Genomic DNA, 20,649 nt, shown 5'->3' with positions numbered 1-20,649 from the left:
TGCGGTTCGTTATGAGGATTGTTGTGCCTGGCCGGTCAGCCTCTCCCTCCTCCCCGGCGTCCCGAAACGCCTCCTGCTTGTCGGCCAAGGGGCGCGTGCTTCGCCAAGGCGTTCATCCCGGACGCCCCCTTAGACTAATGTATTGGTCAGCCGGCCAAGCTTCTCGATCTCGACGGTAACGGTGTCGCCGCTCTTGAGCCAGACGCGCTTCTCCGGCGGATAACCGACGATCACGCCTTCCGGCGTGCCGGTTAGGATCATGTCTCCCGGCTTTAGCGTCATATAGCGCGACACGTAACTTACGATCTTCTTGCAGTCGAAGATCATGTCCTGCGTGTTCGATTGCTGGCGGATTTCGCCGTTCACGCGAAGAGAGATACCGAGCCGGTTCGGATCCCCGACTTCGTCGGCGGTGACGAGGTACGGGCCGACGGGACAGAACCTGTCGCAGCTTTTGCCGACGAGCCACTGGGACGTCCGGCCCTGCAAATCCCGGGCCGACAGATCGTCCGCGACGCAGTAACCGGCGACGTATTCGAGCGCTTCGTCCTCGCCGACATCTTTAGCCGTGCGGCCGATGACCATCGCCAGCTCCGCCTCGTAGTCGACCATGTGAGATTGCGGCAGCGGTACGTCTTCATCATGGGCGGCGATTGTATTCTCGAATTTGCTGAACAGCACCGGATATTCCGGAATCGGCGAATTCGTCTCCTCGGCGTGCCTCCGGTAGTTCAGGCCGACGCAGACGATCTTGCCCGGCTGCGGATTGCACGGCCCATACAGAATGCCATCCTCCGGCACGTACGCCACGCGATGCTTGGGAGTCGCCTCCCATAGCCGCCGAACGGCGTCGATCGCCTCTCCGCCTTTCCGCAGCGCTTCGGACATCGTGACCGGCACCCCGCTTGCTCCCGCGGCGGCGGCCAGCTCGGAAACGACGGCGATGCCTTCCTCCGTTCTAATCCCCAGCGCGAATTCGTTCCGCCATTTAAAATTGATCAGTTGCATCGCGAGATTCTTCCTTTCGCTTCGTTATCGGCTCAGCGTCTTATCCGAACAAGTATCGGTGAACTTCCGCCGTGAGCGGGATGCCGGATTCGAGCCGGAGCTGCTGATGCCGCGTCTCCGGCTCTCCCGGAACGAGAACGCGTTCGAACCCTTCCGCCGGTTCCACGGCGTGCAGTTCGTCGATCAATTGATCCATCTGTTCGCAGAACCGTTCCCGATCAGTAAAATTAGCCGGGTTGATCGCGCAGAAAAACTGGCCGAGCTTGCGATGCTCCGCATCATCCCCGCCGTACATCACGCTCACATGGGGACCGAACGCCGCGCCCATCAGCAAAGAAGAGAACACGTCCACGACGAAGGCCATCCCGAACCCTTTGGCGCCGCCGAAATACGACGTGGCCGAGCCCGTCGTTCCCGTCGACGATCGCCGTGACGGGTCCCGTTTCCGTCGTACGCAACGACGGCTTGGCGTTGATGCCTCCCGCGTTGATCTTGTTGATGTAATGCTCCATGCGCATGGTGCCATGGGAATCTACGCCGCGCAGGTTGGCATGAACGAGCACGTCGGCCGCGATGCCCGCCTCCTCGGCCGGTACGCCGGCCGTTTCGAACTTGCGGATACAGCGCTCCTTCAACTCCTGATAGGATACGATTTTCATTTGCCGGGCCGCCTTCCTTTGCGTTAATAATGAATCGCTCTGCCCATGACCGCGAGGCCCGCTTCCTTGAACGCCTCCGCCAGCGTCGGGTGCGCGTGCGTCGCATGGACCAGCTCCGACAAGTTCATGCCGCCCGCCACGAGCAAGCCGGGTTCGGCGATCAAATCCGTCGCGTGCGGCCCGATCAGATGAGCGCCGAGCACCTTGCCGTCGCTCCGATCGACGACAAGCTTGGCGAACCCTTCGTATTCCCCGTAGATCAAGGATTTACCGATCGCGCGGAACGGGAACTTGCCCGCTTGCACGTCGAAGCCTGCTTCACGCGCCGCCTGCTCGGTCAAGCCGACGCTGGCGATCTCCGGCCGCGTGTACGTGCACTTCGGAATGACGTTCGAATCGTACGGTTTCGGCTCGAGTCCGGCGATCCGCTCCGCGGCGATGATGCCTTGCTCGGCCGCGACGTGCGCGAGCCCGCCGCCGCAGATGTCGCCGATGGCGTACAACCCGGGCACTCCCGTCTCCTGATAACCGTTCACCTTCAGATAAGGGCCGCTTCGCTCGATCGGCAGACCGTCGATGCCGATGTCCTCGACGTTCGGCAGCCGCCCGACGGACAGCAGCAACGCTTCTGCCATCAGCGTCGTCCGGCTGCCGTTCTCCTTGGTTACCGGAACGATGACGTTGCTGCGGGACCCCATGACGCCGGCGACATCCACCTTCGTCGATGTCAGCACCCGTATGCCTTTGCGGACGAACAACTTGCGGATTTCCTCGCTGACGTCCTCTTCTTCAAGCGCCATCAGCCTAGGCAGCGCTTCGACGATCGTCACCTCCGCGCCGCAATCCGCGTAGAGGGACGCCCACTCGAGACCGATGCTGCCGCCGCCGACGATCAGGACGGACTTCGGCAGCGCTGCTCGCTCGAGCGCCTGATCGGACGTCATGATCGTTCGTTCGTCCAGCGGCAAACCCATCGTTGCCGGACGGCTTCCCGTGGACAGCACCACATTCCTCGCCCGGACGGCGCGTCCCTCGGTCTCGACCGTCCAATAACAGCCGTGTTCGATGCTGCCGCCGCTAGGTTCCGCCAGCCTTCCGCTTCCTTCGACGACCGTCACCTTGTTTTTCCTCAGCAACCCCTGAACGCCTGCATGCAGCGTCTGAACAATATCGTCCTTTCGGGCAAGCGCCTTGGACCAACTGACGGACAGCCCGACGGTCTCGACGCCGAACTCATCCGCTCTCTTCGCCAGCGCGTATACTTCTGCCGTTCGCAGCAACGCCTTGCTCGGCATGCAGCCTTTGTGCAGGCAGGTCCCGCCCACCTTGTGCCGCTCCACAACGGCGACCTTGAGCCCAAGCTGGGCGGCGCGGATGGCGGACACGTACCCCCCGGTTCCGCCTCCCAGCAGAACGACGTCGTATAACGTCTCCTCCGTCGTCATGGCTTACCTGGCCCCGACCGCTTGCGGATTGACGATCGTAGGCACGCTGCGGCCCTCCAAGTAATCGATGACCCGCCGGATGCTCAGCTCGCGCATCCTCACCTGTGCTTCCTCGGAATACCAGGCGATATGGCTCGTGATCAGCGCATTCGGGTGGTCGAGCAGAGGATGGCTGGGCTCCGGCGGCTCCTGCTCGAGCACGTCGAGCGCCGCGTAACGAACTTGCCCGCTGTTCAGTCCTTCGAGCAAATCTTCCTCATGGATGATCGGACCGCGCGAGACATTGACGACGATCGGTTTCTTCTCCATCTTCGCGATGTTTTCCCGGTTGATGAGATAGCGGGTTTCAGGGGAGAGCGGGCAATGCACGCTAATCATATCCGACTCGGACAGCAGCTCCTCAAGGGAAACGAGCTTCACGCCGGGGGGCGCCTTGTCCGGCGTCAAATAAGGATCGTATACGGCGATTGCACCTACCATGGCGCGCATATACTCGATCACTTTGACGCCGATGCGGCCCATGCCGAGCAGGCCGAGCGTCAGCCCGGACAGCGCATGAATCGGGCGTATGCCGTCCATGCCCCAACGGCGTTCCGAGACGAGCTTGTTGGCGGGAACGACTTTGCGATGCGCGGCGAGCATCAGGCTGACCGCCTGCAGGGCGACCTCCTCGATGCAGTAGTCGGGGATGTTGATGATCGGGATGCCCCTGCGGGTTGCCGCCTCGATATCGAGGCTGTCGGTGCCGACGCCCATCCGGCCGATCACCTTCAGATTCGGAATCCGGCTCATCAAGTCGTCGGTAAACTTCTCCAGCGTTACGATAACGGCGTCGGCGTCCTTCACCTGCTGCGGAAGCTCCTTCGTATCCATGCCGTTGAAGTAGTCGATCCTCATCCCGGCTTCGGCGGCGATCCGATCTTCGATCAGCGTATCGAGAAAGCCTACGTTTACGTAAGCGATACGATAGGTCATACCCTCACGACTCCTTCCATGACGGATTGCACGGCGGCGACGACTTCGGCCTTGCCCGGCGTAATCTGCTCCTGGAGCACCGGAGATACCGGAATGGCCGCATGCTTGCTGCCGACGCGCACGATCGGCGCATCGAGGTAATCGAATACCGCTTCGCCGATCTGGGCGGCGATCTCCGCGCCCATACCGCCGAACTTGTATGCCTCGTGGGCGATGACGAGCCGCTTCGTCTTCTTGACCGATTCGGCGACCGTGTTTACGTCAAGAGGCACAATCGTGCGGAGGTCGACCACTTCGGCGGAGATGCCTTCCTTCTCTAGCTCCCGAGCCGCCTGAAGCGACTTGGGCACCATGATCGAATACGCCGCGATCGTCACGTCCGTCCCCGGCTTCACGATGTTCGCCTGGCCGAACGGCGTCGTGTAGTCCCCGTCCGGGACCGGGCCCTTCATATTGCCAAGCATTTTATGGAAGGAGAAAATCACCGGGTCCTCGCCTCGAAGCGCAGTCTTCAGCATGCCTTTGGCATCCTCCGCCGTCGACGGGGCGACGACGATCAGCCCGGGCACGTGCGCGAACCACGCTTCGAGCATCTGGGAATGCTGCGGCCCGGTCGCCCTCGCGGCGCCGCTGGACGCGCGGATGACAAGCGGACATTTGAATTGCCCGTTGAATTTGTAGCGGACTTTGGCGATCTGATTCACGACCTCGTCCATCGCGCCCAAATAGAAGTCCTCAAAGTTCAAGTCGCAGATCGGACGCAGACCGGTCATGGCCGCGCCGAGAGACAATCCGACCATCGCGGCTTCGGAAATCGGCGAGTCGACGACCCGCTTCGGCCCGAACGTCTGGCCGATATCCTTGAGCTGACCGAAGTGTCCCCCTCGGATGCGGATGTCCGTGCCCAACACGAAGATCGTCGGATCCCGATCCATCTCCTCGTGCACCGCTTCCGCGAACGCGCTGGCAAACGTGATTTCGCGCATGTCAGAACATCTCCTTCGCATAAACGTGGTGTAAAGCGGTCGCAGCGCTCGGAAGCGGGCTGTTCAACGCGAACTGGACGGCGGTCTCCACTTCCCGGTCGACTTCGGACTTGAGCTCGTTCCATTGTTGCTCGCTCAGCCACCCGGCTTCCTCGAGCCGATGCTTCAGCTTGAAGATCGGATCGCTCTTCATCCGCTCCTGTACTTCCTCTTTGGTCCGATAGTCCTCCTTGTCGCCGATGGAGTGTCCCTTGAATCGATACGTCTTCGCTTCGATAAGCGTCGGACGGCTGTCCTGCACCGCGCGCTGGCGGGCCTCCTTCGCTGCGACGTAGACGTCGAGCACATCCAGTCCGTCGACGATGATACCCGGCATCCGGTAGCTCGAGCCGCGTTCGGCGATGTTATCGACGCCCGTAGAATACGATACGGCCGTCTCGACTGCGAATTCGTTGTTCTCGCATACGTAGATGGCGGGCAAGTCGAGAATCGAAGCCATGTTCAAGCTTTCGTGAAACTGCCCCTTGTTCGAGCCCCCGTCCCCGAAGAAAGCGACCGCGACGCGGTCCTGGCCCAAATATTTCGCCGAGAACGCGGCGCCCGTCGCGATGACGATCGAAGCGCCTACGATGCCGTTGACGCCGAGCAGTCCCGTCTCGGCATCCGCCATATGCATGGAGCCGCCGCGCCCGCCCGAAATGCCGGTCGCCTTGCCTAACAACTCGGCCATGACGTTCTTCATGTCGGAGCCTTTGGCCAGCACGAGATGATGTCCCCGGTGCGGTCCCGTAACGTAATCTTCGCGGCGAAGCGCCTGCATGACACCGACGGCGACCGCTTCGTGACCTATCGCCAGATGAATGCCGCCCACGACGTTGCCCGCCAGCGTCTGCTCCTCGGCCCTCGACTCGAATTCCCGGATTCGCACCATCTCCTTCAAGAAACCCAGCACGAGCTCTCGGTCGAAGCTTGTGACCTCGTGTTTTCTAGGCGTTTGCAAATAATAGTTGGCCTTGGACATAACGCTCCCCCTCGATTAGTGTTCTAGGAACAGCCGATAGGGCCGCTCCACGATGGATTTGAACTCCGTCAAGAAAGCGGCCGCCGGCGCCCCGTCGGTTACCCGATGATCGAACGTCAGACTCAGCACGGCAACTCGGCCGATCGTCAAGGCGCCGTCGACTGCAATAGCCTTCTCTTGAACGCTGCCGATGCCGAGTATGCAGGCTTCCGGCAAATTTATGACCGGCGTGAAGCCTGTGACCGGATACATGCCGAGATTGGAAATCGTCACCGTACCGCCCCTCATGTCGTCCGGCTTCAGCTTGCCCGCCCGCGCCTCCAGCGCAAGCCGCGATATGTCGGCGGCGATCGCCATGAGCGAACGGCTGTCCGCATCTCGGACGACGGGCACGACGAGACCGTCAGGCAGCGACACCGCGACTCCGACGTGCACGCCTCCGGGGTAGATCAGCTTGTCATCGACCCATTGCGCCTGCATGTGCGGATGGTTCTTCATCGCAAGCGCAACCGTTTTCGCAAAAATCGCGTCGTACGTCAGCTTCAGGCTGCCGCCCTGCTCCCGCAAACCGTCGTTCAGCCGCTCGCGCAGGTTTATCGCTTCGTCCATTCTTGCCTCCATGAAGATCGTAACCGGTGCGGTCTCGAGCTTCGATTGCACCATTCTGCGGGCGATCGTCTTGCGCATCGCGGAAACGGCTTGCGGCTCGGCCCGAGGCGCTGCCGTCGGCGCGGCCACAGGGAACGCAGACTTCGGATGCGGCGGCGTTTCGTCCGTCGCCCCCTTCGCATGAAGGGCGACGTTCGACTCGAGTATCCGCCCTCCCGGCCCGGTGCCGGCGACATCCGCGAGCGGAATGCCCAGCTCCCCGGCCAGCTTCTTCGCGGCGGGCGACGCTTTGATCCGTACCTCACGCTCCGAAGGAGGGGCGGGCATCCGCGGCTCAAGCCGAATCGGATCGGCCGGCTGTTCAATCGCTGGAACCTCAGCAGCCGGCGTCTCTCCTTCCGTAGAGCCGCGGCTCGTCTCCGTATTGTGGTCAGCCTCGTACTCCTCATGAGTCGCATAGATGGTCGCCACTTTCACCCCGACTGGAAACGCCTCGCCGACTTGCGCCACGATGCCGCCGAGAATGCCGGTCGCCGGTGCGACGACTTCCGCCGTCGCTTTGTCCGTCTCGATGAGCAGGACGGCTTCTTCTTTTTCAACCCGTTCTCCGTCCTTTGCGAGCCACTCTACGATGATTCCCTCTTCCATCGTTAACCCGAGCGAAGGTATGACAATATTGGTAGCCATAGCTGCCTCCGATAATTCGATTAAATGTTGTGCGTCAACGAAGTCGCGATTTCCGGCGCATGGTAAGCGGAATACCCTCCGTCAACGTACAGCGTCGTTCCGGTAATGTACCTGGCCTTGTCGGATGCCAGGAATACGACGGCGTCCGCTATGTCCTGCGGGGTGCCGAGCTTGCCCTGCGGCGTTCTTCTCTCCATGTCCTGCCGGTTCAAGCTTCCCTCCTTGAAGGCGTAATCCAGCCCGTCCGTCAGGATATATCCGGGTACGACGGCATTCATCCTCACGCCGTCGGCCGCCCATTCGCAAGCGATCGTCCGGGTGAAGCTGTTGATGGCCGATTTGGCCGTCGCATACGGGCTTCGCCTCGGAATGCCGCCCAGGCTGTGGATGGATGAAATATTGATGACGACACCCGACTTCTGCTTCAGCATCACTTTGCCCGCGATTCTCGAGCACAGAAACGTGCTCTTCAGATTAATGTCTATGATGCTGTCCCATTCCTCCTCCGAGAACTCGATCATCGGCTTGCGGATCGTGCCACCTACGTTGTTGATCAGAATATCGATGGTGCCGTACTCGGTTATCATCTCCCCGATACACCGCTCGATTTCTTCCCGGTTCGTGACGTTCGCCTGAAAGACGAGGCACCTTCCGCCCTCTTCCCTAATTTCATCCCTGACGGATGCGGCGGAGGCGACGTCCAGATCGGCGATGCCGACAACCGCTCCTTCTCGGGCGAGAGCGACCGATATCGCTTTGCCGATTCCGTTCCCTCCACCAGTTACGAATGCGACTTTATTGGCAAGCAATTGCATGAATACACCCACTTTTTCGCAGAGATACGGAACGTTATTCGCCAGTTTGGAAGCCTATCTTTATTCGATTTTATAACCCCTCCTTAAATATGTCAACAATATATGGTTATTTGTTTTCATAACTTTATAAAAAGATTTCAAATTTAATTTTATGTATACAAAAAAGCGCCAGCCGAGGTCGCTGGTTTGAGATCCAGAGTATGTCCTACCAAAAATACAAACGCCTGTGACCTGCAACTCCATTATGGAGTACGCAGATTCACAGGTCTCGTACATTTTCATTCATGGTGGCGTCGCTAGGCAATGCCGGTTTGAGACAGCCCCTTTTGGGTTGACGTAATCCTTGAAATAGCATATTTTAAATTTGTATTATTTAATAATACAAATTTATTCAAAAGGGGTTGCCAGGATGAGAAACATTTTGACGGAAGAACAAAAAAGCTCGTACCACGAAAACGGGTACGTGATCGGACTTGCGCCGGTGTTCAGCGAGCCGGAAGTGGAACAGCTCAACGCTAATCTGAAGCAATTAGCCCAGTTGCTTGAGCCCGGCGAGAAAATGTCGGCCATCCGGGAATGGCATATGTCCAGCAAATGGTTGTACGACGTCTGTACGAACCCGAAAATTCTCGATTACGTCGAAGGCATTTTGGGGCCGAACTTTTACATGTGGGGCTCTCAATTTTTCGCTAAAGCCCCGGGTTCCAAAGATACGGTCGCATGGCACCAGGACGCTTATTACTGGCCGCTGCATCCGCACAACTCCGTGACGGTATGGCTCGCTTTCACGGACGTGGACGAAGAGAACGGAGCGATGCAGGTCATTCCGAAAAGCCACAAAGACGGACTGATCAAGCACAGAAGCGTGTCCGGAGACTCGGTTCTGACGCTGGAGCTTGAGGAGGGAACGTTTTACGAAACGGATGCGAAATCGCTCGTGCTCAAAGCGGGACAAATATCGCTTCATGACGATGCGATCGTTCACGGTTCCCCGGCGAACCATTCCACCCGCTGGCGAAACGGGGTGACCATTCGTTATTCCGGCACGAATGTAAGATGCGACCTGTCCAAAGCTCCGCAGTTCAAAGCGTATCTGGTTCGCGGGTCGGACGAGTTCAACTACAATCCGCAAGGAGCGATCCCGACGGAAAAGTTCGCCCGCCTACCGTCCGACCAGCATATCGCCAGCACGGACGAGGTGAAGTAGTAATACCCCTCGTTGCAAGCCATCCCGTTTTGTGCTCCAATGTTAGCTGTACGCTTAAATCGAGAAAGGCGGGGGCGAAGCGGGATGTCCTTGTACTTAACGCTTAAAGACGAGATCGTGAAACAGATTTTGAACGGGACCTACAAGAGCGGCGATGTCCTCCCGACGGAGCAGGCGCTGTGTCAAACATACGAGCTGAGCCGAGTCACCGTGCGCAAAGCGCTTGAGGAGATGAAGAAGGAAGGGCTGGTAACGAGCGTACAAGGGCAAGGAACGGTCGTCTCGTTTCGCAAGGGGGCCTTCACAAGTTCGCTTGAAATCATTGCCTTGGTGGCGGCCGTGCACAATCCTTTCTTCGCTTCGTTCATGGAGCATTTCGAAAGAGTGGCGGAAGAGAACGGTTCGCTTGTCTTGTTTAAGCAAGATTTTCAAGGACAGGCTTTCGCCTCGCATGAGCTTTATTACCGCTTCATTAAGAAAAACATCAGGAACGTCGTATTATGGCCGCAGACGGAGCATATCGATTTCGAACTGTTGAATCGGCTGCGTTCGATCGGCATGAACCTGGTGCTCTTCGATCAATTGTTCGAGACGAACGTTGCCGATTCGGTCGGACTGGACAACCGTCACGCGGTTACGGAGCTTTACGGGCAGCTTAGGTCCGGCTTCGAGGGCGAAATCATCTATATCGGTTATGAGGGCTTGAATCTGCCGAGCGAGCTGCAAAGAGACCAGGCTTTTCAGGAAGCTAGCGGCGGAAAAGGCCGGAGGTTCCGAATTCCTTGGGGCGGAGATGTCGAGCGGGAGACGACCGCGCTGCTGCTGCGGCTTCGGGAAGAAGGCGTGCTGCCCGCGAATCTATTGTGCTGCAACGGTCCCGTCGGACTGGCGGCTGCCCGGTGTTTGGAATCGTTCGGGTGGCAGGATATCGCTCTGACCGTCATCGACTTCCTTCCGGAAATGGCCAAGTATCCGATGATCGTCTATCAGCAGCCGATGAGAGAGATGGCGGAAAAAACGTACCAAAGGCTAATCGCGCAAAACAATCAAGGAGAGCTATGGCTGCCTGGCCGCTACCCGGTTCAGGGCGAGGTTCTCCACGTCAAAGGAAACGGACCGCAATAACGATCAGGGGGATAAGGATGGAAACAACACTGGAGCGTTTGATTCTCCGATATCCGGAACTGAAGGAATGCGAGGGTCAGATCCGTCAGGCATTCGAGACGTTGAAGCGCACCTACGGGAGCGGCGGCAAAGTGCTGCTCGCCGGCAACGGCGGCAGCGCGGCCGATTGCGAGCATGTCGTCGGAGAGCTGATGAAGGGGTTCATGTCGCAACGGCCGCTTCCGGCATCTGAACGGGAGAAATGGATGATCTTCGGCACCGAAGAGGGTACGTATTTGGCCGATCATCTGCAAGGAGCGCTGCCCGCCATTTCCTTGGTGAGCCATACGGCGCTCTCAACGGCATATAACAACGACGTGGCGGCCGATATGGTGTTCGCTCAGCAGGTGTACGGCTACGGAAGGCCAGAGGATGCGCTGGTCGTGTTCAGCACGTCGGGAAATTCGGCAAACGTCGTCCGTGCGGTTCAGGTCGCGAAGGCAATGGGGCTGGCGACCGTCGGTTTTACCGGGCGAAGCGGAGGAAAGCTGAAGGAACTTTGCGACACGGTCGTTCGCGTTCCATACGATTCCACCCCCGATATACAGGAACGGCATTTGCCCATTTACCACGCGCTTTGCATCCTTCTGGAGAAGGAGTTTTTCCCATGGGCGTAAGCGAGCTGTTCGGCGGTATCGACATCGGCGGAACGAAATGTGCGGCCTCCCTCGGGAGACCGACGGCGGATTCGATCGAAATAATCGGGAAAAAGACGTTCCCGACGCCGTCAACCCCGGAAGAAACGCTGGCGACTCTCTCTTTGGCGCTGGACGATTTGCTCCGCGAGCATGAAAGCGAAGGCCGAGGCGCTCTTCAATCCATCGGCGTAAGCTGCGGCGGCCCGCTTGACAGCGCGCGAGGGCTTGTGCTCTCGCCGCCCAATTTGCCGGGATGGGATCGGATCGATGTCGTCGCGCCGTGGCGCGAGCGCTACGGCGTTCCCGCCGCCTTGCAGAACGACGCCAACGCCTGCGCATTGGCCGAGTGGAAGTGGGGAGCGGGACGAGGGACGAGAAATATGGTGTTTCTCACCTTCGGCACGGGGATGGGGGCAGGCCTTATCCTGAACGGCCGACTGTACGCCGGTACGAACGATATGGCCGGTGAAGTCGGTCATATCCGCATGGAAGAGAGCGGACCTCTCGGTTATGGCAAAGAAGGGTCTTTCGAAGGCTTTTGCAGCGGCGGCGGCATCGCTCTGCTGGCTCGCTGCCGGTTGGACGAATGGCTGAAGCTGGGGTACAAGACGATGCTGCAGGACGGGGATCCGAAGGAAATCACGGCCAAGCGGGTAGGGGAAGCGGCGCAAGCCGGGGACGAGCTGGCGCTTGCCATAATAGGCACGGTCGCCCGGCAGCTCGGGCGCGGACTCGCGGTTCTCATCGACGTGCTCAATCCCGAGGTTATCGTCATCGGCAGCATCTACACCCGGCAGGAATCCCTCCTTGCCCCGCTTGTGCTTCGGGAGCTTCGCAAGGAGGCGCTGCCGCGATCGCTGAACGTTTGCCGCATCGTACCCGCAGGCTTGGGAGAAAAGATCGGGGATGCGGCCGGGTTGTCGGTTGCTCTGCTGGCTCTGGAACAGCAGGCTTGACGACCAAGGACGCCTCCTTCTCCACCACTGCCAACATTTATGCACGCCTGGACTCTAGTTCCAAGATTTCATCGGCCCAAGTGATGAGCAATAGCCTAAACCTGTTGAACAACAAAAGGCTTCTAATCTGCCTGAATGGGCAAATCAGAAACCTGTCGTTGATGATGTGGCGCGGTCGAGAGGACTCGAACCTCCACGGGGGGTTAGCCCACTGGAACCTGAATCCAGCGCGTCTGCCAATACCGCTCTGCGGACCGCTCACACTCTCGCCGCGAGAACTTCGTTAAGCTTCTCGATAACGAGCCGATTCTCTTCCGGCTTCCCGATCGTGATTCGAAGCCAGGTCGGCATGCCGAAGTCGCTGCCGGCGCGAACGAGCACCCCGCGTCTCAGCAGCTCTTGAAAGACCGGGGTGCTGTCCTGTGCGAGATCCACCATAATGAAGTTGGTCTCCGTCGGAAGATAGGCGAGGCCCATCTCGCGGAAGGACTCGTAGTAATAATGCTTGCCGGCCCGATTGTTGTCCAGGACGGCCGTTACGAATTCCGCGTCGTCGAGACTCGCGGCCGCCGCCGCTTCCGCCAGCACGTTCACGTTCGGAGGAATACGGATCCGGTTAATCGTCCGGATCGTTTCGGGCGCGGCGATCGCGTAGCCGATTCGCAAGCCGGCGAGACCGTACACTTTGGAGAAGGTTCGAAGCGCGATTAGATTCGGATAGCGGTCGAGCAGCTTGACGGTATCGGGATAGTCGGGCTGCTCCGCATACTCGTAATAGGCTTCGTCCACAACGACGGCGACATATGGCGCAAGGTCTGCGAGGAATTGTTCCAGCTCCTCCGTCCCGTAATACGTTCCCGTCGGGTTGTTCGGATTGCACAGCCAGATGAGGCGGGTGCGATCCGTGATCGCGCGCTTCAGATCGTCAAGTCCGATCTTGTGGTTACGAAGCGGCACCTCGACCGGCACCCCTCCGGCCGCTAGAGTGGCCACCTTGTACCAGCCGAACGACGGGACAGGAATGACGGCCTCGTCGCCTGCGCTCAGGTAGGCTAGCGCGGCCAGAGACAGCAGCTCGAACGAGCCGTTGCCGAAGAGTAGACGATCCGGACTGTAGCCTCGGCTTGCGGCGAGCTTGGAGCGCAGCCGGGTGGAGTAGCTGTCCGGATACAGGAATAGCGTGGCGGCCGCCTCGCGGATCGCCTGCTCCGCAAGCGGCGAGAAGCCGATCGTATTCTCGTTCGCCGCGAGCCGGACGACGGGAGCGGAATCCGCCGCTCCTCGCTTCGTCTCCTCGGTCGATTTGGCCGGAATGTAAACGTGAATGCTTCTAAGCGATTCCCGGATCGGAAGTGCGCACATGGAAGAACCTCCTTCTAGGGTCGGTTGATTTCGGCAGGGACCAGATCCTTCCGATAAGCATGGACGAGCTCCCAATCTCCCTCGAAGCGCGGAATCGGGTAATAACCGACGCGTTCGTACAGCTTGACGGCCTCCGGTTGGAGAGGGCCTGTCTGGAGCTTAAGACTCGCGTAACCGAATTCGAGCGCCAGACGCTCCAACTCCGCGATGATCGCCTGTCCGACGCCTTGCCGGCGATAATCGGAGCGGGTGTACATGCGTTTGATCTCGGCGGCGTTGTCGTCAAGAGGGCGAAGCGCCCCGCATCCGACCGGATAGCCGTTCAGACGGGCGACGACAAAGGCGGAACGCGGCTGCTCGACATCCTCCGGATGGAAGCCGGCTCCTCCGTCGGACACTTCGTACAGCGCGGCCAGCTCCGCGCTCAGCTCCTTGATCAATTGCTCCGAATCCGCGCTCCGGACATTCTCGGAGGAGGCAACAATAGTAGACATAGCTGCAATCTTTCCTTTCCGCGTGAAGTGGGGTTAGATGGAGTAGCTCAGCCTGCGGTCCTTCGTCGGATACGAGGCCGAATCGCTGCGGCCCAGCACGCGGTTCAGGATGATTTGCTCGTAGTGGGCGAAGCCGCTGTTCCTCTCCCGGGGCCGATCCAGGGCAATTCTCGTATCCATGGCCACGCGCTCCTGCTCGATGAGAAGAACACGGTCGGCGAGGGAGACCGCTTCGCTGACGTCATGCGTGACGAGAATGACCGTGAATCCTTCTTGAATCCACAGCTCCTCGATCAACTGCTGCATCTCGATGCGGGTCAGCGCATCGAGCGCCCCCAGCGGCTCGTCGAGCAGCAGCAGCCGGGGGCGGCTCGCCAGCGCGCGGGCAAGCGCGACGCGCTGCTTCTGTCCGCCGGACAGCACCGAGGGCCACTCCTTGCCCCGCTCGGCCAAACCGACCTGGCGAAGCGCTTCCTCTGCAAGCTTGCGGTCATTCTTGGCCCCGATTCTGACGTTGTCGAGGACGGACTTCCAAGGGAGCAGGCGGGATTCCTGGAACGAGAGTGCCGCCATGCAGCTTGTCAATGTTCTGTTTTCAGTGCCACAAATTTCCGTACGGCTCGACAAGATTGGAGCGGAATACGCGGAGATGCTCCAGTTCTGGCTCGGCTTCTTCCGGGAGCACCGCGACGTTCTGCTGCGGGGCGAGCTGGCGCCGCAGCAGCCCGAACTGAACTATCCTATCGTCGTCGCGCAGCGCGACGGCACGCAAATCGCGGCGGTGTACGCGAACATCGTCGTCCCAATGCGCGGCGCATGCGACCGCTTTATCGTCGCCAACGGAACGTACGGCGAACAGCTTGTCATCCGTTGCCATGATCTGCCGGACCATAACGACTACGAGATGACGGTCTACGATTGCCGCGGACGGGTCGCGTTGTCCCGCCGAATCAAGCTACTGAATGGCCTTCACGAGCTCCCAGCCGCCAAAGGTGGTCTTGTCGTGTTGCGACGGCTCGAACGTTAAAACAACAGCTCCGGATACAACGCGGGGCGCACGGAGCCGGGTATGGACGTTATCAATCGCTCGCCAGAAAAAGCTGCTTCAACGGAATCTGTTTGGCACGATCCAGCATCATTATGGACACAGCACTAGCTCCAATTTACGCGCGTTGCCTCCAGAAGAGAGTAGCTATCCATTCCAACATGCTGCATTACGTGCCAGCCTTAGCAAGCACCACTACAATTTTATATGCAATTGCACGGATCGACAGCCGCAGACAGATAGTTAGGGGTAGAACGGCTTGAGCTTTTTCGATATCCCTTATTCTTCTCATTTGCAATAAACATCTTTGTGTTGTCTAGATCGTTGCAACCGTGCTGCTAAAGATCAGATCTTGTCTGACGCTTATTCTGGTTGTCCAAAACAAGTAGGCCCATGCTAATGCGCATGGGCCTCTCCCAGTTCGTAAGCGTCAAATCCCGCACAGACCCTTTCTCATGTGAAGAAATACCTTTATAGAATTCAATTTGGTTTTCATCCGTTGACCGTCGGCAACATTACGACAGCATTTGTCCCCTTTCCTTTTTCGCTTTTATACTCCAAATGTCCGCCGGTTGCTTGAATAATCCTGAAGGCCACCATTAATCCAAGACCTGTACCATTATTTTTCGTTGAGTAGAACGGGGTTCCTAATCTCGTCAACTCTCCCGTTGTCATCCCCTCTCCTTCATCGCAAATTTGGATATGGATATTGTCGGATTCGCGATATGCTTTTAATAACACAGTTCCCCCCTTCGTTGATGCCTCTATGGCGTTTTTGAGAATATTGACAAGCGCCTGTTTTATTTTTAGCTGATCTGCCCGAATCCAAAGTTTTTCGTTAGCATCGATAACTACGTTTACATTGTGCAATGAGGCTAAAGAGGAAACGGTTTGGCTTATTTGATCTAACGTTTCAGTGACGGAGATGGTTTCCATTTTTTCTAATTGCGGCTTTGCATAATTGAGAAAATCGTTGATGACATATTCTGCTCGGGTCAGTTCAGTCAAGGAATTTTCAATGTAATCTTTATTTTTCCCTTCCAAGTTGCCCTTGGCCAGTTGTAAAAAGCCTTTAACCACCGTTAACGGAGAACGGATTTCATGAGCTACGGAGGAGGCCAACCGACTGGCTAAATTCATTTTTTCTGTAGACAAGATCTGCTCTTGCAACCTCTTCGTTTTGAGCGTTACCTCCATTATAAAAGTAATCATGCCCATGGCAACCAAATGAATGAGAGCAATTCTCCATAAGATAGATTCCAAGAACGGGTGATCGAGAGGCGAAAAATACCAGGAAATCATAAACGAAACTAACGTTAAACTTATCGCGATGAAAAACCGCCATCGGGGTAACCGCTTTGCAAAGCGAGGACGGAAAAATGAGGTGATCGTCAAAACCATCAGTGAAGCCAATATCGCCATCGCCAGCCCGTCAACTTCAATCAAGCACCGCACCGTCAGGAAGCAGAGAAAAGAAACAAGCCCAGCAGCATATCCTCCATACAACAAGGAGATGATGAGCGGGATGTTTCTTAAATCGCCGTTAAAATCATTTGTAATGAGGTCAGGCAATAGCATGGAAGAAATGATCGCTGTTCCGCATACGAACCCCAATCCTAATTGATCCTGCCAACCCTTGGATGGGATCGTTTTTGTCAGTGCAACGAATTGATAAAACAAAATCGGAAATAAAAGAGACAGTAAATCCAATAGAAGATCCTTCATCCAGTCGCACCTCCAAAATATCATTTTCCGACACCGATTACCTATATCATCCATTTTAGTCTATTCCAATCTTTTCGACCATTTCCACGCTTTTTCCTTTCGAAATCATATCTTAACGACAGTCTCGAACGAGTACGTTCCCGGTTTTTCTTAAAGCACGAAACGGAAAGCCGCATCAGCCATTTATCCTGACGATCGAAAGCATACATGACGCTTCTCCCTTCACATCACCATGGATGAGATGCTGCAAATACGCAACGAAATGGTCTTGAAGCAAATGGTACTGTCAGCAACCGTATTAGGCATCGTAGCCGGGATGGTTCAAGGATGGGTACTACTTCTCAATAACCAAAAAACCCACGAAAAGCCTTGTAGAATCAAGGCTTTTCGCGGGTTTTTTGGTCTTTCCCAAGCTCCGCAAGGCTTCCCGGAAAGTCATCAAAAAGCGGCCGATATGCCAGATCATCTGGTTAACTGGTCTGTAGGCAACATTGCTTCAAGTATGATGAGAAGTTCGCTATATTCATTTGAATATGCTTATTATCCCCATCCAACTTGCTCAATAAAATGCTTCCTTCCAACAAGGAAAATGCAAATGAAGCAAGAGCATCTGAATCCAGATCTTCCTTAAACTCCCCAGCTTTAATTCCGTCACGAATTATGCTCTTCATCATATCCAAGGCGGTATGCATCCCTTGTCTTGCTCGATCTCGAAGCTCCAAATGAGCGTCATCACTTTCAACAGCCGTATTCTGCATGGGACATCCGCCAATAAATGGCGGATTGTTGACAACATCCTCATAAACACGAAAAAAAGCAATCAACCGACCAGAAGCGGACTGCTCTTGATCGACCGCCTCAGAAAATTTATTGGTGACCATACTGGCAGCGTAATTGTAGGCTTCAAGCGCAATCTCGTCTTTACTAGCAAAATGTCGATAAATACCCCCTTTCTTAATCCCGGTTTCGGCAATAATATCGTTTAGGGATGTACCAGCATATCCTCTTTGATTAAAGATTGCGGCCGATCTCATAATGATGTGTTCTCGTGTCCGTTCTCCTTTTTTCATAAGCTCCTCCGAATTAACCATATTCTAATCAGACATTATATCAAATTATACAACTAATGCCTTGTCAATTACTTAATCGCTTTGAACCGCTGTAACTTGGCTGCCGATTTGGAAACAAATAATACGATTACGGACTTGCTAATGATTAGAATCCTGCTACAATAAAAGATGCCGATCGGTCTCTTTTTGTACAAGATGTTAATCCAATGGTCCAGATGGAAATAGTGATGACAGACATTCGCCTGTACTTGGAATAAATAAATCTTTTAGGGGGAGATTTTTCAATGACTGTAAAAGTAGGCATTAACGGATTTGGACGAATCGGACGGCTCGCTTATCGCCGTATTCAAAATGTGGAAGGCGTCGAGGTTGTAGCGATTAATGATCTTACTAACGCTAAAATGTTGGCTCATTTGCTCAAATATGATACTACGCAAGGTCCTTTTCAGGGTGATATCGAAGTTCATGACGGAGCCTTTCATGTTAACGGTAAAGAAGTTAAGGTTCTGGCTAACCGCAACCCTGATGAAATTCCGTGGGGTGAGCTTGGCGTAGACATTGTGCTCGAATGTACAGGTTTCTTCACTACGAAAGAAAAAGCTGAGCTTCACCTAAAAGGCGGGGCGAAGAAAGTTGTCATTTCCGCCCCTGCTACAGGCGACATGAAAACAATCGTGTACAACGTCAATCATGACACGCTGGACGGCACGGAAACCGTCATTTCCGGCGCTTCCTGCACAACGAACTGTTTGGCTCCTATGGCTAAAGCTCTGCACGATAAGTTCGGCATTCAATCTGGACTCATGACGACCATTCACGCCTATACGGGCAACCAGAATACACTTGATGCTCCGAATCCAAATGGAGACTTTCGAGCAGCACGCGCCGCTGCAGAGAACATTGTTCCCTATTCCACCGGTGCCGCAAAAGCCATAGGCCTCGTTCTTCCCGAACTGAAGGGTAAACTTGATGGCGCTTCTCAACGCGTACCTGTAGCAACAGGTTCCGTAACCGAGCTCGTTGCCGTATTGAACACTACGGTAACGGTCGAGGATATTAACGCCGCTATGAAAGAAGCGTCCGATCCGGAAACTTACGGATACACGGAAGACGAGATTGTATCTTCCGATGTTAAGGGGATGACATTCGGTTCACTTTTTGATGCCACTCAAACAAAAGTTCTGACGGTAGGGAACCAGCAACTGGTGAAAACCGTAGCTTGGTACGATAATGAAATGTCTTACACGGCTCAATTGGTTCGCACGCTGGAGCACTTCGCTAAGATCGCTAAGTAAATAACTTTCCAAGATCAAAAAGATGAAAAGAAGGAAAATTCCATGAAGGACGCACCCCACAACGCGAAGGTCGAGAAAAACGAAGTGCTCCTTCTTCCCCATGAAGGCGTCCTTATTACGTTGCTTTGCATTACCGTTGTGTTGGTCACTATGAATACGGCCATGTTTAACTTGGCATTAAACGATTTAAGCCATTATTTCAACTTGCCGTCATCCATCGTTTCGTTGACGGTCACTGGCTATTCTATCATGTTCGCCATCTCCTCGATCACATATAGCCGGTTGTCTGATATTGTCCCGTTGAAACGTTTGTTCGCCATTAGTCTGGTTTTGACGGGAGGCGCGTCGCTTGGGGCGATGCTCAGCAGCCATTTCTGGGTGCTGCTTGCGGCCCGCATTGTGCAAGCTGCCGGTGCCGGTGCAGCGCTCTCCCTATCGATCGTGCTTCTTACCCGTTACGTACCGTTGGCGCGTCGGGGAAAATCGATGACGTTTATCATGTCCTCCGTATCACTGGGGTTTGGGCTTGGTCCTGTTATTGGCGGCTTGGTGGTGCAATATCTTGGTTGGAAATATCTTTTTGCAATTACATCCTTGCTGTTGTGCATTGCCCCGCTTCTTGTGCGGCATATTCCAAAAGAGTCGCTCTCCAAACGCCCTTTCGATTTACTGGGGGCATTGACTTTGAGCGCGGGTACGGCGGGGTTGTTGCTATTTTTGACCAGCTATCATCCCATTGCCTTGTTGATCGGAATCTCGGGACTGCTCTTCTTTTCTCTGCGTATCCGCCGAGCGAAGCACCCGTTTGTACTTCCGTCGTTATTGGCTAACAGAACCTATCTTGTGCTTGCCTTAATCGGGGTTTTATCCTATTTATGCAACTTTGCCACGCTCTTTTTGTTACCGCAAATGCTATTGAAACAATTTGGTTTGAGCGCAAGTCATGCCGGTTTTGTTATTTTTCCCGGGGCTATTTTGTCCGTACTGTTATCAAGAACGATCGGGGCAGTGATCGATAAGCGGGGAAATAGCAGTATGTTGCGTATGACTCCTGTGCTCATTCTATTGGCGGCCGTATTGTTCGCAGGACTGGGTACCCAATATTGGATAGCGAATGTTTTTGTGTACATGCTAATGAACTTAGGCTTTGCTATCATCAGCAGTAGCGTTTCAAACGAAATTTCGCGCATATTGCCCTCCTCCCAAATGGGTTCAGGCACGGGGTTGTTTCAACTGATGCAGTTTATCAGTGGCGCATTCGGCCTTGCCGCGTTGTCTAGCGGATTAGAATGGCAACAGTTCCTTCCACTTAGCCATGCTTTTGCAAACCTATTCTGGGGACTGGCTGTGGTAGCGGTTTTGGCCAATTTATGTGCTTTTCTGTACGTGAGACGAAAAACTTCAAGTGTCACGTAGCTCTCTTCATATCGCAACTGGGGCAATGGATAAAACCAGGGTATAACTCAGCTTAAGGATATTGAATAACAA

At 55.7% G+C, this 20,649-nt stretch carries 18 protein-coding genes, 1 tRNA gene and 2 pseudogenes; 7 read left to right on the top strand and 14 right to left on the bottom strand.

All coding sequences use genetic code 11. The features are described 5' to 3' along the window. Positions 1-129: 129 nt before the first annotated feature. The 8 genes and pseudogenes from H7C19_RS08785 to H7C19_RS08750 all read right to left on the bottom strand — a co-directional run bounded on the left by H7C19_RS08785 (position 130) and on the right by H7C19_RS08750 (position 8,205). Complete coding sequence (locus H7C19_RS08785) at positions 130-1,008, bottom strand: fumarylacetoacetate hydrolase family protein (protein WP_185142264.1); 879 nt, start codon at positions 1,006-1,008, stop codon at positions 130-132. 40 nt (positions 1,009-1,048) lie between these two features. Continuing rightward, positions 1,049-1,667, bottom strand: a pseudogene (locus tag H7C19_RS08780) (Ldh family oxidoreductase). A 23-nt stretch (positions 1,668-1,690) separates the two neighbouring features. After that, positions 1,691-3,112, bottom strand: coding sequence for a dihydrolipoyl dehydrogenase (lpdA, locus tag H7C19_RS08775; RefSeq protein ID WP_185142263.1), 1,422 nt, complete (start codon positions 3,110-3,112; stop codon positions 1,691-1,693). A gap of 3 nt (positions 3,113-3,115) precedes the next feature. Next, positions 3,116-4,087, bottom strand: coding sequence for a C-terminal binding protein (locus tag H7C19_RS08770; RefSeq protein ID WP_185142262.1), 972 nt, complete (start codon positions 4,085-4,087; stop codon positions 3,116-3,118). Then, complete coding sequence (locus H7C19_RS08765; RefSeq protein ID WP_185142261.1) at positions 4,084-5,073, bottom strand: alpha-ketoacid dehydrogenase subunit beta; 990 nt, start codon at positions 5,071-5,073, stop codon at positions 4,084-4,086. The genes H7C19_RS08770 and H7C19_RS08765 overlap by 4 nt, the downstream gene beginning before the upstream one ends. A 1-nt stretch (position 5,074) precedes the next feature. Beyond that, on the bottom strand, positions 5,075-6,094 hold the full coding sequence (locus tag H7C19_RS08760; protein WP_246469378.1) for a thiamine pyrophosphate-dependent dehydrogenase E1 component subunit alpha: 1,020 nt from the start codon (positions 6,092-6,094) through the stop codon (positions 5,075-5,077). 15 nt (positions 6,095-6,109) lie between these two features. Next, positions 6,110-7,390, bottom strand: coding sequence for a dihydrolipoamide acetyltransferase family protein (locus H7C19_RS08755; protein ID WP_185142260.1), 1,281 nt, complete (start codon positions 7,388-7,390; stop codon positions 6,110-6,112). 20 nt (positions 7,391-7,410) lie between these two features. After that, positions 7,411-8,205, bottom strand: coding sequence for an SDR family NAD(P)-dependent oxidoreductase (locus tag H7C19_RS08750; RefSeq protein WP_185142259.1), 795 nt, complete (start codon positions 8,203-8,205; stop codon positions 7,411-7,413). Positions 8,206-8,614: 409 nt separating this feature from the next. Here H7C19_RS08750 and H7C19_RS08745 point away from each other — a divergent pair, with 409 nt between their 5' ends. From H7C19_RS08745 to H7C19_RS08730, 4 genes are all read left to right on the top strand, one after another. After that, the gene (locus tag H7C19_RS08745) at positions 8,615-9,412 is read left to right on the top strand and encodes a phytanoyl-CoA dioxygenase family protein (RefSeq protein ID WP_185142258.1); all 798 of its coding nucleotides are present in this window, start codon (positions 8,615-8,617) and stop codon (positions 9,410-9,412) included. An 84-nt stretch (positions 9,413-9,496) separates the two neighbouring features. Further along, a complete protein-coding gene (locus H7C19_RS08740; RefSeq protein WP_185142257.1) occupies positions 9,497-10,537 on the top strand; it encodes a GntR family transcriptional regulator in 1,041 nt (346 codons plus the stop codon). A gap of 17 nt (positions 10,538-10,554) precedes the next feature. Beyond that, a complete protein-coding gene (locus H7C19_RS08735) occupies positions 10,555-11,193 on the top strand; it encodes a D-sedoheptulose-7-phosphate isomerase (RefSeq protein ID WP_185142256.1) in 639 nt (212 codons plus the stop codon). Next, entirely contained in the window at positions 11,184-12,170 is a 987-nt protein-coding gene (locus H7C19_RS08730; protein WP_185142255.1) for an ROK family protein, read from the top strand. Before H7C19_RS08735 ends, H7C19_RS08730 begins: the two co-directional genes overlap by 10 nt. 167 nt (positions 12,171-12,337) lie before the next feature. Here H7C19_RS08730 and H7C19_RS08725 read toward each other — a convergent pair. The 4 genes and pseudogenes from H7C19_RS08725 to H7C19_RS08710 form a co-directional block, all read right to left on the bottom strand. After that, positions 12,338-12,428: transfer RNA gene (locus H7C19_RS08725), tRNA-Leu, on the bottom strand. After that, positions 12,429-13,532 carry a histidinol-phosphate transaminase gene (gene hisC / locus H7C19_RS08720; protein ID WP_185142254.1) on the bottom strand — a complete coding sequence of 368 codons (1,104 nt, stop codon included), beginning with the start codon at positions 13,530-13,532 and terminating at the stop codon, positions 12,429-12,431. A 14-nt stretch (positions 13,533-13,546) separates the two neighbouring features. Further along, positions 13,547-14,026, bottom strand: a complete 480-nt coding sequence (locus H7C19_RS08715) for a GNAT family N-acetyltransferase (RefSeq protein WP_185142253.1) — start codon at positions 14,024-14,026, stop codon at positions 13,547-13,549. A 33-nt stretch (positions 14,027-14,059) separates the two neighbouring features. Then, positions 14,060-14,590: pseudogene (locus H7C19_RS08710) on the bottom strand (ATP-binding cassette domain-containing protein); the annotation flags it as partial. 34 nt (positions 14,591-14,624) lie between these two features. Between H7C19_RS08710 and H7C19_RS08705 the strand changes: the two are divergent. After that, on the top strand, positions 14,625-15,053 hold the full coding sequence (locus H7C19_RS08705) for a hypothetical protein (protein ID WP_221469118.1): 429 nt from the start codon (positions 14,625-14,627) through the stop codon (positions 15,051-15,053). A 510-nt stretch (positions 15,054-15,563) separates the two neighbouring features. Here the strand turns inward: H7C19_RS08705 and H7C19_RS08700 are convergent. Together H7C19_RS08700 and H7C19_RS08695 are read right to left on the bottom strand one after the other, a co-directional pair. After that, positions 15,564-16,796, bottom strand: coding sequence for an ATP-binding protein (locus H7C19_RS08700; protein WP_185142250.1), 1,233 nt, complete (start codon positions 16,794-16,796; stop codon positions 15,564-15,566). Positions 16,797-17,266: 470 nt separating this feature from the next. Next, the gene (locus H7C19_RS08695; RefSeq protein ID WP_185142249.1) at positions 17,267-17,866 is read right to left on the bottom strand and encodes a TetR/AcrR family transcriptional regulator; all 600 of its coding nucleotides are present in this window, start codon (positions 17,864-17,866) and stop codon (positions 17,267-17,269) included. Positions 17,867-18,150: 284 nt separating this feature from the next. Between H7C19_RS08695 and gap the strand changes: the two genes are divergently transcribed. Both gap and H7C19_RS08685 read left to right on the top strand, forming a co-directional pair. Then, on the top strand, positions 18,151-19,161 hold the full coding sequence (gene gap / locus H7C19_RS08690) for a type I glyceraldehyde-3-phosphate dehydrogenase (RefSeq protein ID WP_185142248.1): 1,011 nt from the start codon (positions 18,151-18,153) through the stop codon (positions 19,159-19,161). Between the two features lie 42 nt (positions 19,162-19,203). Further along, on the top strand, positions 19,204-20,577 hold the full coding sequence (locus H7C19_RS08685; RefSeq protein ID WP_185142247.1) for an MFS transporter: 1,374 nt from the start codon (positions 19,204-19,206) through the stop codon (positions 20,575-20,577). The last annotated feature ends 72 nt before the right edge of the window (positions 20,578-20,649 follow it).

Source organism: Cohnella nanjingensis (assembly GCF_014212125.1).
In the GTDB taxonomy this organism is placed as follows: Bacteria; Bacillota; Bacilli; order Paenibacillales; family Paenibacillaceae; genus Cohnella; species Cohnella nanjingensis.
This window is presented reverse-complemented; position numbering and strand designations above follow the sequence as displayed.

Excerpts from the sequence above, each read along its gene's own strand:
- gap (WP_185142248.1), top strand. The coding sequence starts at position 18,151 with ATGACTGTAAAAGTAGGCATTAACGGATTTGGACGAATCGGACGGCTC.
- H7C19_RS08735 (WP_185142256.1), top strand. The coding sequence starts at position 10,555 with ATGGAAACAACACTGGAGCGTTTGATTCTCCGATATCCGGAACTGAAG.
- H7C19_RS08715 (WP_185142253.1), bottom strand. The coding sequence starts at position 14,026 with ATGTCTACTATTGTTGCCTCCTCCGAGAATGTCCGGAGCGCGGATTCG.
- H7C19_RS08750 (WP_185142259.1), bottom strand. The coding sequence starts at position 8,205 with ATGCAATTGCTTGCCAATAAAGTCGCATTCGTAACTGGTGGAGGGAAC.
- H7C19_RS08785 (WP_185142264.1), bottom strand. The coding sequence starts at position 1,008 with ATGCAACTGATCAATTTTAAATGGCGGAACGAATTCGCGCTGGGGATT.
- H7C19_RS08745 (WP_185142258.1), top strand. The coding sequence starts at position 8,615 with ATGAGAAACATTTTGACGGAAGAACAAAAAAGCTCGTACCACGAAAAC.
- H7C19_RS08740 (WP_185142257.1), top strand. The coding sequence starts at position 9,497 with ATGTCCTTGTACTTAACGCTTAAAGACGAGATCGTGAAACAGATTTTG.
- H7C19_RS08685 (WP_185142247.1), top strand. The coding sequence starts at position 19,204 with ATGAAGGACGCACCCCACAACGCGAAGGTCGAGAAAAACGAAGTGCTC.
- H7C19_RS08695 (WP_185142249.1), bottom strand. The coding sequence starts at position 17,866 with ATGAAAAAAGGAGAACGGACACGAGAACACATCATTATGAGATCGGCC.
- H7C19_RS08765 (WP_185142261.1), bottom strand. The coding sequence starts at position 5,073 with ATGCGCGAAATCACGTTTGCCAGCGCGTTCGCGGAAGCGGTGCACGAG.
- H7C19_RS08755 (WP_185142260.1), bottom strand. The coding sequence starts at position 7,390 with ATGGCTACCAATATTGTCATACCTTCGCTCGGGTTAACGATGGAAGAG.
- H7C19_RS08730 (WP_185142255.1), top strand. The coding sequence starts at position 11,184 with ATGGGCGTAAGCGAGCTGTTCGGCGGTATCGACATCGGCGGAACGAAA.
- H7C19_RS08700 (WP_185142250.1), bottom strand. The coding sequence starts at position 16,796 with ATGAAGGATCTTCTATTGGATTTACTGTCTCTTTTATTTCCGATTTTG.
- lpdA (WP_185142263.1), bottom strand. The coding sequence starts at position 3,112 with ATGACGACGGAGGAGACGTTATACGACGTCGTTCTGCTGGGAGGCGGA.
- H7C19_RS08770 (WP_185142262.1), bottom strand. The coding sequence starts at position 4,087 with ATGACCTATCGTATCGCTTACGTAAACGTAGGCTTTCTCGATACGCTG.
- hisC (WP_185142254.1), bottom strand. The coding sequence starts at position 13,532 with ATGTGCGCACTTCCGATCCGGGAATCGCTTAGAAGCATTCACGTTTAC.
- H7C19_RS08760 (WP_246469378.1), bottom strand. The coding sequence starts at position 6,094 with ATGTCCAAGGCCAACTATTATTTGCAAACGCCTAGAAAACACGAGGTC.